Source organism: Thermosynechococcus vestitus BP-1 (genome assembly GCF_000011345.1).
In the GTDB taxonomy this organism is placed as follows: domain Bacteria; phylum Cyanobacteriota; class Cyanobacteriia; order Thermosynechococcales; family Thermosynechococcaceae; genus Thermosynechococcus; species Thermosynechococcus vestitus.
The window spans coordinates 336899-352491 of record NC_004113.1 but is presented as its reverse complement, the minus strand read 5'-3'; the positions used below and the strand labels follow the sequence as shown (position 1 = coordinate 352491).

At 56.0% G+C, this 15593-nt stretch carries 11 protein-coding genes and 2 tRNA genes; 4 read left to right on the top strand and 9 right to left on the bottom strand.

The window, feature by feature from the left end; genetic code table 11:
• The first annotated feature begins 34 nt into the window (after positions 1-34).
• Positions 35-1066 carry a 3-deoxy-7-phosphoheptulonate synthase gene (gene aroF / locus TLL_RS01830; RefSeq protein WP_011056213.1) on the top strand — a complete coding sequence of 344 codons (1032 nt, stop codon included), beginning with the start codon at positions 35-37 and terminating at the stop codon, positions 1064-1066.
• Positions 1067-1085: 19 nt separating this feature from the next.
• Positions 1086-1574, top strand: a complete 489-nt coding sequence (locus tag TLL_RS01825; protein WP_011056212.1) for a GNAT family N-acetyltransferase — start codon at positions 1086-1088, stop codon at positions 1572-1574.
• On the opposite strand, the gene TLL_RS01820 is transcribed toward TLL_RS01825, so the two are convergent.
• Both TLL_RS01820 and TLL_RS01815 read right to left on the bottom strand, forming a co-directional pair.
• Positions 1555-1881: a hypothetical protein gene (locus TLL_RS01820; RefSeq protein ID WP_011056211.1), complete on the bottom strand. Its 327-nt coding sequence runs from the start codon at positions 1879-1881 to the stop codon at positions 1555-1557. The two genes, TLL_RS01825 and TLL_RS01820, sit on opposite strands and share 20 nt — an antisense overlap.
• 3 nt (positions 1882-1884) lie before the next feature.
• The gene (locus TLL_RS01815) at positions 1885-2433 is read right to left on the bottom strand and encodes a thioredoxin family protein (RefSeq protein ID WP_011056210.1); all 549 of its coding nucleotides are present in this window, start codon (positions 2431-2433) and stop codon (positions 1885-1887) included.
• Positions 2434-2618: 185 nt separating this feature from the next.
• Here TLL_RS01815 and TLL_RS01810 point away from each other — a divergent pair.
• Positions 2619-2691: transfer RNA gene (locus TLL_RS01810), tRNA-Val, on the top strand.
• Between the two features lie 11 nt (positions 2692-2702).
• Here TLL_RS01810 and TLL_RS01805 read toward each other — a convergent pair.
• From TLL_RS01805 to TLL_RS01790, 4 genes are all read right to left on the bottom strand, one after another.
• The gene (locus TLL_RS01805) at positions 2703-3410 is read right to left on the bottom strand and encodes an OB-fold-containig protein (protein WP_011056209.1); all 708 of its coding nucleotides are present in this window, start codon (positions 3408-3410) and stop codon (positions 2703-2705) included.
• 4 nt (positions 3411-3414) lie between these two features.
• Entirely contained in the window at positions 3415-4155 is a 741-nt protein-coding gene (locus TLL_RS01800; protein ID WP_172597933.1) for a TIGR03943 family putative permease subunit, read from the bottom strand.
• 81 nt (positions 4156-4236) lie between these two features.
• Positions 4237-4689, bottom strand: a complete 453-nt coding sequence (locus TLL_RS01795) for a diheme cytochrome c (protein WP_197524126.1) — start codon at positions 4687-4689, stop codon at positions 4237-4239.
• Between the two features lie 37 nt (positions 4690-4726).
• Positions 4727-5101, bottom strand: coding sequence for a DUF4346 domain-containing protein (locus TLL_RS01790; RefSeq protein WP_011056206.1), 375 nt, complete (start codon positions 5099-5101; stop codon positions 4727-4729).
• A gap of 128 nt (positions 5102-5229) precedes the next feature.
• Here TLL_RS01790 and TLL_RS01785 point away from each other — a divergent pair.
• A tRNA-Met gene (locus TLL_RS01785) sits at positions 5230-5302 on the top strand.
• A gap of 42 nt (positions 5303-5344) precedes the next feature.
• Here the strand turns inward: TLL_RS01785 and TLL_RS01780 are convergent.
• Genes TLL_RS01780 through TLL_RS01770 form a run of 3 tightly spaced genes read right to left on the bottom strand, consistent with a single transcriptional unit; the run spans position 5345 to position 15495 of the window.
• The gene (locus TLL_RS01780) at positions 5345-8014 is read right to left on the bottom strand and encodes a DEAD/DEAH box helicase (RefSeq protein WP_011056205.1); all 2670 of its coding nucleotides are present in this window, start codon (positions 8012-8014) and stop codon (positions 5345-5347) included.
• Positions 8011-12312, bottom strand: a complete 4302-nt coding sequence (locus TLL_RS01775) for a response regulator (protein ID WP_011056204.1) — start codon at positions 12310-12312, stop codon at positions 8011-8013. The genes TLL_RS01780 and TLL_RS01775 overlap by 4 nt, the downstream gene beginning before the upstream one ends.
• A gap of 18 nt (positions 12313-12330) precedes the next feature.
• Positions 12331-15495: a methyl-accepting chemotaxis protein gene (locus tag TLL_RS01770; RefSeq protein WP_011056203.1), complete on the bottom strand. Its 3165-nt coding sequence runs from the start codon at positions 15493-15495 to the stop codon at positions 12331-12333.
• Positions 15496-15593: the final 98 nt, after the last annotated feature.

Sequence of the window (15593 nt, the reverse complement as noted above, 5' to 3'; positions counted from 1 at the left end):
AACCCTAAGCGGAAAAGTTGGGATCAGCAAGCCGATGATTATCGTTCTAAGAAGTGGCACCCCCAGTGAAGAAATTGAGCGGGTCAGCAGTGAAATGCAAAGTTGGGGATTGACCCCTGAAAAAATTGTGGGTAAGCACAAGGTAGTGATCGGCCTTGTTGGCGAAACAGCAGAACTTGATCCCCTACGGATTCAAGAAATTAGCCCTTGGATTGAACACGTCTTGCGGGTTGAGCAGCCCTTCAAGCGCGCCAGCCGCGAGTATCGCCACGGTGAACCCAGTGAAGTGGTGGTGCCCACGCCCAATGGCGAGGTTATTTTCGGCGAAGGACATGATGTGGTGGTGGTGGCGGGGCCTTGCTCGGTTGAGAATGAGACCATGATCATTGAAACCGCACAGCGGGTGAAAGCAGCGGGGGCCAAATTCCTGCGCGGCGGTGCCTACAAACCCCGTACCTCCCCCTATGCCTTCCAGGGACATGGCGAAAGTGCCCTTGAACTGTTGGCGGCAGCAAAAGCAGCAACCGGTTTAGGCATCATTACGGAAGTCATGGATGCAGCGGATCTAGACAAAATTGCTGAAGTGGCTGATGTGCTGCAAATTGGTGCCCGCAATATGCAAAATTTTTCGCTCCTAAAGCGGGTGGGTGCCCAACCCAAGCCGGTCCTCCTCAAACGGGGCATGTCCGCCACTATTGAGGAATGGTTGATGGCTGCGGAGTACATTCTGGCGGCAGGAAATCCCAATGTGATTCTCTGTGAACGGGGCATTCGTACCTTTGACCGCGAATATACCCGCAATACCTTGGATTTAGCGGCAATTCCTGTGCTGCGCAAGCTAACCCATCTACCGATTATGATTGACCCTAGCCATGGTACCGGCTGGGCAGAATTTGTGCCGGCAATGGCCAAAGCCGCGGTGGCGGCAGGCGCTGATGCTCTGATGATTGAGGTACACCCCAACCCCGCAAAAGCCCTCTCCGATGGTGCTCAATCCCTTACCCCCGATCAGTTTGACGAGTTGATGCAGACGCTGCAACGTCCCCTTGTCAGTTTGAGCCGCTAGGAAAGGTAGGAAAAAGCCAATGACCGATATGCTGGTCAGGCTCTACGATCTGGTGGTGGATTGGCCTGCGGTGATGGCACAGCAACAGCAGGGGGTTCACTATCGGCAGCCCTTGGGATCAGAAGTGGATTGGATTGTGCAGTGGGTGGGCGATCGCTTTAGTGCCGGTTGGCGGAGTGAGGTGGCGATCGCCTTCAGCCAGCGCCCCCCACGGGGACTGATTGCCGTTCAAGGGGGTGAACTGCTTGGCTTTGCCTGCTATGATGCCGCTGCCCTAGGACTGTTTGGACCCATGGCTGTGGCAGAACCTCACCGCGGACGGGGAATTGGTCGCCTTCTCCTGCAGTTAACCTTGGCTCAAATGCGCAGTGCCGGCTATGGCTATGCCGTCATTGGTTGGGTCTCCTCAGAGGCGTTTTATGCAAAGACCGTTGGCGCGGTGCCCATTCCCGATTCTCGCCCTGGCCTCTGGCAAACGGCCCTAAGGATCAGCCCATCAGGCTCTTAACAAGGAGGCCAAGGATAAACCCCAAACCGGCAAAGCGCACAAATTGCCAAAAGTTTTCTTGAGCGAGGATTTCTTGCCAACGTTCCTGGGCCGCCTCTCCTAAATGAAAAAGCAGGGTGAGGCCAAACTCCGCCTCTAGTTGCCGCAGTTCCTGTTGCAGGCGATCGCGCTCTTGATCGAGGGCAGCCGGGTTACGTTCTTGCAACCGGGCTTGGGTGGCTTTGATGTGCTCATACTCGCGGTAAAGCTGGTTGATCCGCGCCTGGGTCTCTTCATAGACTTGGCGCACCTCATCTTGGGGTTCCACCGTCTAGCCCCCATGACTACGGGGATCATCACTGCGTTGACGGGCAAGGGGACTGGGGAGTTGCGACATCTCACCCGTCAGTTGACCATAGGGCAAGGGGAGGTCATTGCTGAGGGCTTCAAGATTTTTGGCCATCACTTCCTTGGGTTGGAGGCCGATCGCCACCGCTTGGGGTTCCAATTGCCGATTCAGAAAGACAAAGTGGGGAATCCCATCCACATTAAATTGCTCAATTTCCGGTAGCCACTTGCTGTTGTCCACATTCAGCATGACAAAGTTCACGCGATCGCGATATTGCGCCTTTAATTCCCCTAAATCCTTGGCCATCGAACGACAGGTGCTGCACCAGTTGGCATAAAACTCCAAAAGTGTCGGCTTGCCATTCACTTGAGCCTCCTCCCAAGGGGTAGCGTGTTTGGCTTGCTCGGCAAGGGTGAGGGGTTGATTGTCACTGCCTAAACCAGCCAATAGGGCAAAACTAATGAGAATGGCGACAACAGCAATCACAAAATTCCGTAACCGCTGACCACTGGCTGCCGTTGCTGCTCCCATAGGGTCTTCCTTGCAGATCTCAACAGGTTGATCCTAGCGGATTTTCTTTGCACGAGATGACTCTATTGACCTACAGCACTTTTCCCTGCCCAGGCTTGCTTCAACTCCTGGAGAGCAGGCTAGGCCCCCTGAGGGATATTTTAGAAATGGGCGATACCTTTGCTATGATAGATCCTCTGGAACGTGGGCGGTTAACTCAGTTGGTAGAGTATCTCGTTTACACCGAGGCTGTCGGGGGTTCGAGTCCCTCACCGCCCATTCAGGATTTCCTAGGCGTCTTCCCTCTCCTTGATCGGAGGCATCTGAGAGTGTCCGTGCTGGCGTAACCAGGCGGCTTCATCCCAGCTGTCTTTGGTTACAACAATGTACTCATTCCCTTGGCGATCGATAATTAAAACTTCCTGACCCTGCTGGGGGGTAACCGTTGCCCAAGGGGGCAGCACTGCCGGCACAAGCAGCCGATTGCCATTGGCATCCAAAACACTCACTTGACCAATGCCCGTCCCGCTGCGGGGAATATGGGCAGAACTGACGTGGCCACTGCACCCCAGTAGGCGATCGCGACGGGTATCTTCACTAAACTGAGCAAAAATCTGTCCCAAAGGCCGTGAACACAGACCGCCAATGGTCAGTGCCAAAAGGAGTGCAGCGATCGCAATCACGCCAGACCACACCACCCCTGGCCAAGTGCCACTCAAGGTGTAAAAGAGGACATTCAAAAACCAGCCCAGCACGCCCAAAAGGCTAAAGTCCAAGGCCAGCAAAAGGATGAGGGGCGCTCTCCCCACCCCCAACCAATGGAGCATCGCCAGAAATGAGATACCCTCCTCGACATCGACCGCCATTTCCGAGGGATCGGCATCTCCCTCTAGCTCGACCTCGTCATCCCCCACCTCCCCAAAGATCACCGTCAAAAAGAGTAGGATCCCCATACCCAAGACAATCCAGTAGGGAGTATGAATCAGGTGAAAAAGCATTGCCTCAGTACATAAAGGGATTTTCCGGTTCAGGAATTGGCGTTATTGTCTCAGCAACGAGTACCAATTGACGGCGGTTGTTGAGGGTTTCTGTGGTCATCCGACCTTCAACCCGAAACCATTGATCTTGGGGATAGGCTTGGCGCGATCGCCCCAATTTCACGGGCAGTCCCACTGGATAGGCATCCGCTGCACAACAGGTCATCACAAAGCGGCTGAGGGTGAGATAGGTCTCTGGCAGTTGCGGACTATGGACAGCAAATCCCTCAATGCGAGCGGGTAGGCCACTATAGGCATCGGGTTCGGGATAGACGTCAAGGGTGCGAATCCAGTCAATGAGCGTGCGGTCCTGCGGCCGTTGACTGAGGCGAAAAGCCACTGGCGTATTGCGTGTCACTGTCAAGCCCTCTTCAAGACCGCGATGGATCGCCGTTGCACTATTGAAAGAACGGGGCGTAATCACCAACCCCGCCCCGGCGGCGAAAATGAGGAGAGTGAGGGTCCAACGGGTCGGTAGAAGCGCAACATGCTGCGCAGGGGTCACTCGCCCCCGCCACAACCGCCACCCTTGCCAACCACTCACAGCCACTAAAAGCAAACCACTGGCGATCGCCAGTCCAAAGTAGTTGGGGTGAATCAGTAACCCAAGTCGCCCCTGCCATCCATACTGGAGAAACAAAATTCCCCAGAGGAGGAGGGCCACAACCGTCCACCACTCCTGCTGTAGCCAGCGCCGGCGCAGCATTATCCGTTGAAGACGCAAAGAAGAGCGATTGGAGGAGCCAGAACCCATGGGGCGGTGGAGAATTCACCATCCCTAAACATTCTAGGGGGAATCCAACCACTGCGGACTGAGCTCACGAAAGTTAAAGAGGGTAGCCTTGGGATGACACTGGGCACAACCATTGAGGGTGACGGGCTGGGGCACTTGCACACGGGGATGGAGGATGCGAAAGAAGGGCGATCGCCCAACGCGAAAGGGAATTTGGCTATCCTCAGGAAGCGGTCGAGAATAGGTGCGCAAATAGTTCCACAGGGGCCCTAACTCTGGGCGGGAAATGGGTTCGAGGGCGGCACCATAGTGATTGGTCTCTTGAATCAGCACCTGCCATGCCTGAGTGGGCAATGTTTCCGGGGGCACCGCAAGATGACAACTGCCACAGCGCTGTAGATAGATTTGCGCTCCCAACTGGGTATTCAAGGGCACAACATCGACGGTACCGCTGAAGTCTGGGGTGGCGATCGCTGATAGGGCAGTACCCACTAGGGCACAGAGCATCAAAAGGACTGTCCCTATCCCCCAGCGCCGGGGTGGTCTAATCTTGGATATACTCAATCCCTTCATCCAAACAAAACTGTGCCCGCATCAGCTCACGACCGAGATAGGCCGCGTGGTCAAACATCGTCACCAGTTGGCGATCCTTTTCAAAGAGTTCAATACATAACTCCTTTGCGGTACGACCGCTCAGTACCAGATCGGGTTCCCGCGTGACTTTGCCTTTGGTGGGAATCGGTTCCCCGGTATCGGGATCCACCGCTAAGCCCTTCTCGTTGATGTCATTGGGATAGTGTTTCATCCAGATCAGTTGTTGCTCAGGGTCAATGTAGATAATGAAATACCCTGCCGGATCCAGATGAATAAATCGCTGTGACAGCTTGTTGTCAAGAGCGGTGCGTTCTGCTTTGCCCAACGCCTATCCTTCCTCTAATGGATGCACTCTTTAATTGTAAATTGTAGGGTGAACTTGCCTTGAATCTGCTGGCCAGAGCCTTGAGTTTTGAGACAGTCGCGTTATAATGGGGATTGTGCAAAAAATCCGGCTCAGTAGCTCAGTGGTTAGAGCAGGGGACTCATAAGCCCAAGGTCGCAGGTTCGAATCCCGCCTGAGCCACTCCTTTGATGACTCCAGTTATCTCAGGCGCTCTATCTCAGACTATAGAGTCGCTACCTCTAGCTCCACCCCTTCCAGCAGGTCATTCACGGGGAAGCGATCGAGGAGATAGCGGGCCTGCTGGGCACTTTGGCGCAGTTGGGGACTGGTGTGGGGCGCATGGGGAATTTGGGACAGAAAATCCAGGGTGCGCCGCAGCAAGCGCACAATATCGCCGGCATCAAGATTGGTTTGAGCGCACAATTCATGCCACGGCGTGCCCAAGGCCCACTGCTCCACCAAGCCAATGAGATCCCACTCGTACCAGAGGGGAAAAATAATCTGATAGCGGCGCTGCACCTGAAAGAGCCGCCGGCGAATCGGACTCAGGGCGGCAAGGCGTTCTTCCACTTCACTGGGAATGGGGTAGTTGCACCAACTATCGGAGCGGGGTGTTTCAGTCACTAAAGCGGCAACCGCTGCCGCCAAGAGGTGGGGGGGCAAGTCATTCAGTTCACCCGAGGCCAAGGCCAAGGCCAACCAGAGTTCGTTCTCTCCCCGCAGGGCAGCGGCCATTTCCCCAAGGGGAGTGGGGGTCAGATCATTGAGGCCACCAAAGTCTTGCAGGGCAGCAATGAGGGCAAGAAATTGCTCCCAGTGGCGTTGGGACTGTTGATGGAGCTTCTGCTGGCGATCGCGCAGTTCTGTTTGTAGCCGTTCTTCCCGACGAACTAAGCGCAGCAGCGAATGGACATTTTGCGGCAGACTCCCTTGCAGTTGGCTGAGTTTGGCCTCTAGGTCGGCGATTTTGGCCGCTTGGGCAGCCACTTCCGGCGCAGCTAGGACGGGGGGGAGATTCGGGAGGCAACCAAGGTAGTGATCCGCGCCATGGCAGGGATAACTTTCCCCGCGGCGCAGTTTCATTGCCTCTGGGAGCGGCGGCAGAGGATCACAGGGGGGGCGATCGGGATAGACCCCCAAAATGTCATCAATGCCAACAACCCGCAAACGACCATCGGCAGCAAGGCACAGCCAGTGGGGCAACTGGCCCGAACCGGCAACGGGTTGACAGAGGACAGCCGCTAAGGGGGGATGCTCCCGTAGGGGGGATTTGATATGGAGCCACGTCCCCGGTGGCACTGCCATCATCAACGGCAGTAGTGCTTGGGTCCGTTCCTGCTCCGCCTGCTGTTCGAGGATTTTCAGGAGGCGTTGATCCTGCCGTAGCCGTTCCCGCAGCTTTTGATACTGCGCTAGTTGCTGGCGATCAATGCCTGCAAGGCGTTGTTGCACGGTTTGCAGTTCCATTTCCAGTTGGGCGATCGCCTGCCGCTGCGGTGTCAGTTGCAATGTGGCCAAATATTGCCCAAAACTGCGCTCCACCAGTTCCCGCGCTTCTTCAAGGGTGTGGCGTTGGAGTAGGTTCAAGACCATGCCATAGCTGGGGGTAAATTGGCTCATCAGGGGATCCGGAGCGGCAGTGGCCAAAAATGCTGCTTCATGGGCGCCCTCAAAGGGGGTTTGCAAGGTCACTACATGACCCACCGTATCCATGCCCCGGCGGCCAGCGCGTCCGGCCATTTGCAGAAACTCCGAGGCTGTCAAGAGCCGATGACCACTGTCAGTGCGCTTCGAGAGCGTAGAAATCACCGTGGTGCGCGCCGGCATATTGATCCCTGCAGCCAGCGTTTCTGTGGCAAAGACGAGTTTGATCAGGCCCTCCTGAAAGAGCGTTTCCACAAGGGTCTTCACCACCGGCAGCACCCCGGCATGGTGAGCGGCAATCCCTTGGTAGAGGGGGGCAATCATTTCAGGGGCAACAATGTCCTGATGCTGTGCCAAAAAGGCCTCGACCCGTTCCGCCAGTGCCTGCTGTTCCGCCTTGGTGAGGAGATTCATGCCCAAGACCTCTTGAACCGCTTGGTCACAGCCGCGGCGACTAAAGATAAAGTAAATTGCCGGTAGCATGTCCCGCTGTTGCAGTTGACTAACCACGTAGCGAATGCTCAAAAAGTCCCGCTTGCTGCCGCGTCGCCGCAGTTCAGGCTGGCCGTGGAGCTTCGGGTTGAGGCGTTTGCGTTGGCCGTCTAAAAGGGGAAAGAGTCCCTTGCCGTTGCAAAAGTAAAAGTGCAGGGGAATGGGTCGCCAGTCGGAGTAGATAAGTTCGGCATCCCCATGGACGGATTGAATCCAGTCGGTGAGTTGTTCGCCGTTGGCAATCGTGGCGGAGAGAGCCACCAGTTGAATTTCCTTGGGACAGTAGATGATGGATTCCTCCCAGACGGTGCCCCGCTGGCGATCGTTCATGTAATGGCATTCATCTAGCACCACCACTTCTACCCCTGCAAGGGAGGTGCCCACTTCGCCAATGGGGGTGCCATAGAGCATATTGCGGAAAATTTCCGTTGTCATCACGAGAATCGGAGCATCACGGTTAATTGAGATATCCCCGGTTAAAAGGCCCACCTGCGCGGCGCCAAACTGCTGCTGAAAGTCACGCCACTTCTGGTTGGAGAGCGCCTTGAGGGGGGTGGTGTAAAACACCCGTTGCTGCCGCGTTAGGGCCCGGTGAATTGCATACTCACCAATGAGGGTTTTGCCTGAGCCCGTAGGGGCACAGACTACCACAGAGCGACCTGCATCAAGGGCAGCGATTGCGGCCGCCTGAAAGGCATCCAGTTCAAAGGGGAGTTGGGCAAGGAAGTCTGCTAGGGCGGGCGATCGCTCACTCATGAGGTCGGTGTTGGCTCCTGCTGCACAAGAACTTCACCCCTGAGGAGACGCGCTGCTGCATCCAGTAATTGCTCCTCCAGGTAGGGCTTGGTAAAGTAGCCCCGTGCCCCTAGTTGCGCGGCCATCTTGCGGTGGCGATCGGCACCCCGGGAGGTGAGCATAGCGATCGGCAGATGGTTGAGTTTAGGATCCTTTTGAATTCGCGACAGCAACTCCAAACCATCCATGCGTGGCATCTCAATATCACAGAAGACCAAGTCACAGGGCAAGCCAGAGCGCAGTTTTTCCCACGCATCTTGACCATCCCGCGCCTGCTCGACGCGGTAGCCTGCCCGCGTAAAGGTCATTGAGAGCAACTCCCGCACCGTAATTGAGTCGTCGATGATCAGCACGAGGGGCTCGGAGGCGTCCTCGGGCTCGGTGACCTCCGTGGTGTGGCCAAACCCACGCCACTCGCGATCCATGCGTCCTAGGGACAGGTCAACAATTTCCAGCACGTCAGCGATCGCCATCGCGCGGCCATCCCCTTGGACAGTGACCCCAGCAACACCCAGCGGCTTCGGTACCGGCCCCGACAACTGCTTGATCACGATTTCCTGTTCACCGATGACCTGATCCACCTCCATGGCCACGAGATCGTCGCCACTGCGCAGCACCACCATCGAGACCATGCCCTCATCTTGGGGGCTACCGCCATAGACATTGCCACGGCTGATGTGGCGGCTGTATTTCAGCAAATCCCCGAGTTTACGCACCGGCAGCTGGCGATCGCGCCACGAGAGGAGGCGCTGACCATCCTCTAGGGTTTGGATGCGCTCTTGGGGAATATCCAGCATATCTTCGACGCCGTCAATGGGGAAGGCAATGCGGCAGTGGTTATCAATGCAACAGAGGGCTTTGGTAATGCTCAGGGTCAGGGGCAAGCGAATGGTAAATGTGGTGCCTTTGCCTACCGTAGAGTCAATGTTAATCGTGCCGCGAATGTCCTCCAGATTTTTGCGCACCACATCCATACCCACACCGCGACCCGCAAGGGTATCCGCTTGATCTTTGGTGCTAAAGCCCGATTGGAAGAGGAAGGCATAGACCTCTTGGCGGGAAAGGTTGGGGGCATCGGCCTCCTTGAGGAGACCCTTCTCGATCGCCTTGCGTTTTACCCGTTCTGGGTCAATCCCCGCCCCATCGTCACTGACGGAGATAATCGCTTGACTACCTTGATAGAACGCCCGGACGCGAATCAGGCCTTTTTCCGGTTTGCCCAGTCGTCGTCGCTCCTCGGGCGTTTCAATCCCGTGATAGACAGCGTTATTGATCAGGTGGGTCATCGGGTCAAAGAGTTTTTCAAGGATCCCCTTGTCAATGAGGGTATCTTCTCCCTCAATCTTGAGTTCTACCTGTTTGCCGATGGTACTGGCAACGCGGCGCACGGCTCCCGGTAAGCGGGAAGACATTTCACGGAAGGGGACCATTCGTGAGCGGCTCAAGCCCTCTTGGACTTGGGTAGTGACTTGACGAAACTGCCGGGCCACCTGCTCCACTTCATCAATGACGTACTGGATGTCATCCGCTGCCTCCCGCACCCGCACAATCCGCTCAATCACCTCCTGAGAGAGGGTATGGAAGCCGGTAAAGCGATCCATTTCCAAGGCATCAAACTCGACACCCGTGGCGTGGGTGCTCTGCTCTCTTTGGCCATTGGCTGCCCGCGCTGTTGTCACACCCAAGAGTGAACTTTCAAGGAGCGATCGCTCGTAGAGGTCCTGCATTTGTTGGCTGACATCCCCCAGTTGTTGGACTTGGTAGAGCAAGTTATCGAGAAACTGCCGCAGACGTTCTTGGGCATCTTCGAGGCTATTGCGGTTGACTACCAACTCCCCAACGAGGTTACTGAGGGTATCGAGGTGGCGCACCGGTACACGCATGGTTTGTTCCACCAAGGAGCCACCTTTTGCCCCTGCGCCTGTTCGCCGAGGGGTGGCTGCCTTTGCACTACTCCCTGCGGGTTGGGGAATTAATTTCTCTAAATCGGCAAAACTATCATCAGCGGCGGCAGGCGCTGCTGTGGCGGGGGGTGGAGGGGGTGCCGCCGGGGTGGCTTGCCCCAAGAGCTGTTCTAAATCCTCAAAGGTCGCGGTCGGTGGCGCCGCCGCCTCTAAAAGCTGATCCAATTCGCTGAATGGGGCAGCCTCGGGTGGGGGTGTAGGAGTTGTCCTTTGCTCAATCAACCCCTCCAATTCCTCGAAGACGCTTTCGGGGGTGGCAGGCCCAGCGGCGTCATTCACCAGTGCCTCCAGTTCAGCCATGCTGGCAGTTTCAGGGGAGAGAGCAGATTCCTGTGCCCCCCCTTCGGATTCCGTAATGCCCGTCGCTCCAGGAGCGGCTAGGGATTCCTCTACCAGGGCTTCAGACTCAGCAATGCTCGTCGTCTCAGCAGCGGGTACAGACGCCTCCAAGGGAGATTCTAGCTCGGCAATGTCTGCCGCCTCAGCGCCGGGGACAACTTCCTCCAGCAGTGCTTCGGGTTCAGTCCTATTGGCCGCTGTGACCTCAGGCATCCCTGGCTCAGCGATCGCTGGCGCTTCCAAGGAGGAGGGCGCTTCTGCCCAAGGATCGTCAGTGCTTGGCGGGGTAATCAATTCTGCGAGGGCCTCTTCTGCGCCATTATCTACGACCAAGTTGTCTAGGACATCATTGAGACCCGGCACCTCTTCGAGGAACTCAGCCACATCCTCAGCAACATCACTCAGGGCAGGGATCTCAAAATCCTCTTCTCGGGGAAGCAGATCGGGAGCTTCAGGGGTTTCCACCTCCCCCCAAAAATCTTCTAGGGAAGCAACTGCCTCATCAAGGGCTGCCGTCTCTGAGGGGGGTTCCTCGGTGAATTGTGCAAGGAATGCTTCCAGACCGAGTTCAGAGGATTCTGCGGCTGCACTTTCCTCAACAGAACCCTCAGGTGTCAAGGTCGCCTCCAAATCCTCAGCCATGGTTTCAGCCGCTAGCGGCGTGAGATTATCAAGGAATGCCTCCACCCCTTCTGAAGGGACCGGCTCATCAGAGAGCTCCTGAATTTCATCGAGGAGGGCCTCAAGGCTGGACTCTGCCTCAGGCAACTCCTCAGTCGTCATCTTCAAAAAGTCGGAAATCTCCTCATCAACGGCCGCTTCATTGCCCAGTTCCAAACTGGCCAAATCCTCCCCAAGGGTCTCCTCCAGCCACTCCGGCGGCAGCGCCGTTGGATCACTAAAAATGTCACTCAATTCTTGGAAATCAGTGCCACTTTCCTCGTCAAAAACAGTGACCCCCTGGCCGTCGCTCATTGGCTCGGAAATCTCAACTTCCTCAGGCCCAGCCACCTCTCGAGGAGTCACCTCAGGGGGTGCCGCTGGTTCCTCAAGGGTCACGGGGGCTGATGCCAAGACCGCAGGCTCTGGCTCTTCGGGCACAACAGCCGCAGTTTCCTCAATCACAGGGGGTTGCAGCGCCACTAAACTATCACTGGGACGAATCCCACTGCCTTGACCACTAAGCACCAAGTCGCGAGCCGCCATAATCTCTTTGATCACCACTGGTGCCAAGGCCGTGAGGGGTTGAGCTGTGTTACTCACCGCCTGTTGGGCGATCGCCAGCAATTCAACCCACTGGGGCAGAGCAAAGGTTTCCCCCAATTGACCCAAATTAGAACAGGCCGCCGCCAATTCTTGCCGCACTTGGGGCGAATCCGGCTGCTTGAAGAGTTGCAACATTGCCCGCAGGCGATCGGGGACCTCCGTTTGAAAGACTAGGCGGTAGCTTGAATCAGCAACGGGTTGTACCCCTGGCTGAAGGGGTTCAGCCACGGCGGGAGCAGGAGCAGTCACAGGGGGCTGTGCCTCTCCTCCTTGGGTCAGGTAGCTCAAGTGAGCTTGCAGTTGATTAAAGACTGGCTCCACCCGATTCAGGGTTGCGGTTGCGGTCTCCTCCGTCAAACCAAAGGGGCCTTGCAATTCATCGAGGAGTTCCCGCAGGGCATCAAAGGCTTGCAAAAACAGTTGCTCTAGGGTTTCATCCACGGTGACGGGATGCTCCCGCAGGATTTTGAAGTAGTCCTCCAGCTTGTGGGCAGTGTGCTGAATACTGTGGAGTCCGAGCATGGCCGCTCCCCCTTTGACGGAGTGGGCTGCCCGAAACATTTCACTCATCGCCTCGGGGTCATTGACCACCTGCTGGAGATTCATCAAACTATCTTCAATGGTGGTCAGGTGTTCCTGCGCTTCCTCAATGAAGTAGCCCAGAATGCGCTTTTGTTGATCGCTTTGCATAGCCCCCTCCCGGATTGCTTAGGCTTGATCTTCAGTATTTTCAACACGGAACCGTTCCACCGATGCCTGCAAGTTGCGTGCCACACTCACTAGACCTTGCAATGAGTCGGACACCCGCTGTGCCTCCTGAGAAGTGGCCTGCGCTGTCAACTCAATGGATTGCATCACCTGAGCCATTGCTCGCGCTGATTCGGTTTGTTCCACCGTGGCGTTGGTAATCGAGCGCACCAGGGTATCAATTTGCGACGACACTTGGATGATGTCCTCAAGGGCGTGCTTGGCCTGCTCTGCCCGCTTCGTCCCCTCAATCACCTGCTGCGTTCCTTCTTCCATAGCGGTCATTACCGCGCCAGTTTCGCTTTGAATTTGCAAGACAATTTGCTCAATTTCCTTCGAAGCTTTAGCTGCTCGGTCTGCCAGTTGCCGCACCTCATCGGCCACCACCGCAAACCCCCGACCTGCTTCCCCGGCCCGCGCGGCCTCAATACTGGCGTTTAGCGCCAACAGGTTTGTGCGGTTGGCGATCGACGAGATCACACCCACAATCTTGGCGATTTCTTGGGAAGATTCCGCTAGCCGCTTCACCTTGCGGGTGGTCTCCGCTACCGTTTCCCGAATCTGCAAAATACCCGCCACCGTGCGCTCCACCGCCTCACCACCACGGAGGGCTGTTTCTGAGGCATTGCGGGCCACCTCATTGGCTTCCTGGGCACTTTCGGCCACCCGCTGAATGGCATTGGTCATCATCTGCACCGAGTTGAGGGTGACGGCTAGCTCCTCCGCTTGCCGCAGGGCATCTGCTGAGAGACTGCGGGCAAAGGTTTCGTTTTCTGCGGCACCACGACTCACCTGCTGGGCAGCAATTTTCACCTGTTGCACAATCGTCCGCAGGTTGTGAATGGTTAGGTTAAAGGAGTCCGCCACTGCTCCCAGTACGTCCGCCGTCACTTCCGCCTGTACGGTCAGGTCCCCGCGGGCTGCACCCTCCACATCATCCAGGAGTCGGATCACTTGGCGCTGCAAATCATCCCGCTGCCGCTCGATTTCCTCAGCTTTTTTCTGAGCTTCAGCGGTAATTTGCTGGATTGTGTCGGTCATCTGGTTAAAGCTTTGGGCGAGAAGTCCTAGCTCGTCATCACTGCCCACAGGCATTCGGGCTGTCATGTCACCGGCAATCACGGCGTTACACTGAGCCTGCAAATCTGTACAGAAGTGTTTGATGCGACTGACACTGCGCCGTCCTAGGCCATAGGCTGCCCCACCGGCAATCAGACCGGTAGCAACAGTACTGATGACAGGAACAGGCAACGGTGTGCGAAAACCCACACTGACAGCTCCGGCGGCTAAGGCCGAACAAATACCTGTTAACACCGCTGAGGTAATGGTTTGTTGCTCTAGGGAGCCGGTGGGTGCTGCTGGGGTAGAGGTTGCTCTGGTCTCAACCGCGGGTGAAGCCGTAGGCGGTGAGGCAGCGAGAGCGGCAACCGACACTTGCTCAGTAAAGGTTGAGAGATGCTGCTTTTCTTTGGAGGCAGGTGCTTCAGCACGACTTGTGCTTTGACTGGGATCGAGGTTAAAATCAGCCAACTCCTCAAGACTTTGCTGGCTCAGATCAAATTCATCCGGTAAAACCGCAAAGGTCTCAGTACCAGCATCGGTCATCACTGTGGCCTCTGAGCCAGCGGCACCCATGCCATGGCCTTGGGGATGGGCAATGGTCATTTCATCATCAAATCCAGCATCGCCAAGATCTGCACTGCCAAAGGAAAGATCTTCTAGATCAAAGCCGGCAATGGATTCAACAGGTTCAGCACCGCTAGCGCTAGCTTCCCCTTCAGGGATCGCTGATCCTGCCGGCCCCCTCAGGGCTTCAGGTGCAGGAAACTCAGACATAGCGATCGTTTGCTCATCCTCAAAGGTAGCGGGATCAAAGGCCTGAGGAGACAGGGGCTGTGCCGCACTCTCTGGAGCTTCATCAAGGGACGCTAGGAAGTCCCCAAAGAGATCATCTTCTTCCTCGGCAGCATCAGAAGAACTTAATTCCGGCTGCGGCAACAACTCAATGGCGTCTGGTTCTTCATTAGTGAACAAATCACTGATACCAGCGGCAGAGGTGGAGACTTCAGGAACATTGGCCTGAGGGGATTCCCTGAGATTTGGCAAGGGGCTCTCCTCAGAAATGCTAGCTGCTGGGGCTTCCTCAATCTCACCAAAGAGACTTTCTGCCGAGATATTGACTGCTGGAGAGTCCTCAAAAGCTGGAAAAAGACTCTCTTCAGAAGCATTGGCTGCTCCCGATTCTGTCAGCCCCCCAAAGGGGCTCTCTTCAGAGACGGCTACTTCAGCAGCAAAGGGATTATCAAATGTTTCTAGGGAGGGCGGCGTCATTTCTTGAAAAGGATCCGCCGTACTTGCTGCTGCCTCACCATCAAAAGTAGGACTAGGGCTGGGTGGTGCGGACCGGGTCAAAGGAGAACTTCCCATGAGCATCGTGATATCATCATCTCCAGTGGCTTCAACCCCTAGAGGCTGCACCGATTCACCAATGGGAATTTCTGGAATGTCTGCGACTGGCTCTTCCAAGGGGTCAGCCGAAAAACTGCTAAAGGGATCCTGAACCGCTGCATCTTCGTCGAAGGGATTAAAGGTAACCTGTTCTAAACTGGCGCCAAACTCTTCCTCAATGCCAGCAACCTCGAGATCGTCAAAGGGGTTACGCGTCCCTAGATCGCTGCCAAAGTCCTCAAAGTGCTCAAGACTCAATTCCTCTGAGGGGCTTGTGGCTTGAGGTTCCCCAATGGGTGGGGTCGTTTGCAAAAAGGTATTGTCCCCCTGAAGCTGGGTGTCATCTCCTTGCAGGGGGGTGGCGTATTCTTCGCCCCCGTGCCTGGCAGGTTCAGCAGCAGGAATCAAATCCCTAATCTTGGCAAGGCTCTCGTTGGCCAAATTAATCAATTCTGGATCAGTTGTGGCATTGAGAACCGCATGGTACTGCTCTTGAGCCTCGCTGTAACGTTGTTGGCAGCAGTAAATGTGCCCCCGCAGCAGCCGTAGGTTTGGATCGCCCGGTCGGGTACCCACTAATTGATCAGTGATTTTTGCCGCTTCTTCGTAGTTGCCTTGTACATAAGCGGCAACCGCTTTTTGATATTCTTGGGTGTGTTGGGTGCTGCTGGATGCCATGGGCTTACTCCCAGAATGGAGGATCAAAAGAGGCAGATAAGTGTCAGAACGAAATCAAGGAACCTTTAATTACAAAGTATGCGCCAATCCCTGGGAAA

Coding starts and splice junctions, on each gene's coding strand:
- aroF (WP_011056213.1), top strand. CDS start 35: ATGATTATCGTTCTAAGAAGTGGCACCCCCAGTGAAGAAATTGAGCGG.
- TLL_RS01825 (WP_011056212.1), top strand. CDS start 1,086: ATGACCGATATGCTGGTCAGGCTCTACGATCTGGTGGTGGATTGGCCT.
- TLL_RS01815 (WP_011056210.1), bottom strand. CDS start 2,433: ATGGGAGCAGCAACGGCAGCCAGTGGTCAGCGGTTACGGAATTTTGTG.
- TLL_RS01805 (WP_011056209.1), bottom strand. CDS start 3,410: ATGCTTTTTCACCTGATTCATACTCCCTACTGGATTGTCTTGGGTATG.
- TLL_RS01800 (WP_172597933.1), bottom strand. CDS start 4,155: ATGCTGCGCCGGCGCTGGCTACAGCAGGAGTGGTGGACGGTTGTGGCC.
- TLL_RS01795 (WP_197524126.1), bottom strand. CDS start 4,689: ATGCTCTGTGCCCTAGTGGGTACTGCCCTATCAGCGATCGCCACCCCA.
- TLL_RS01780 (WP_011056205.1), bottom strand. CDS start 8,014: ATGAGTGAGCGATCGCCCGCCCTAGCAGACTTCCTTGCCCAACTCCCC.
- TLL_RS01775 (WP_011056204.1), bottom strand. CDS start 12,312: ATGCAAAGCGATCAACAAAAGCGCATTCTGGGCTACTTCATTGAGGAA.
- TLL_RS01770 (WP_011056203.1), bottom strand. CDS start 15,495: ATGGCATCCAGCAGCACCCAACACACCCAAGAATATCAAAAAGCGGTT.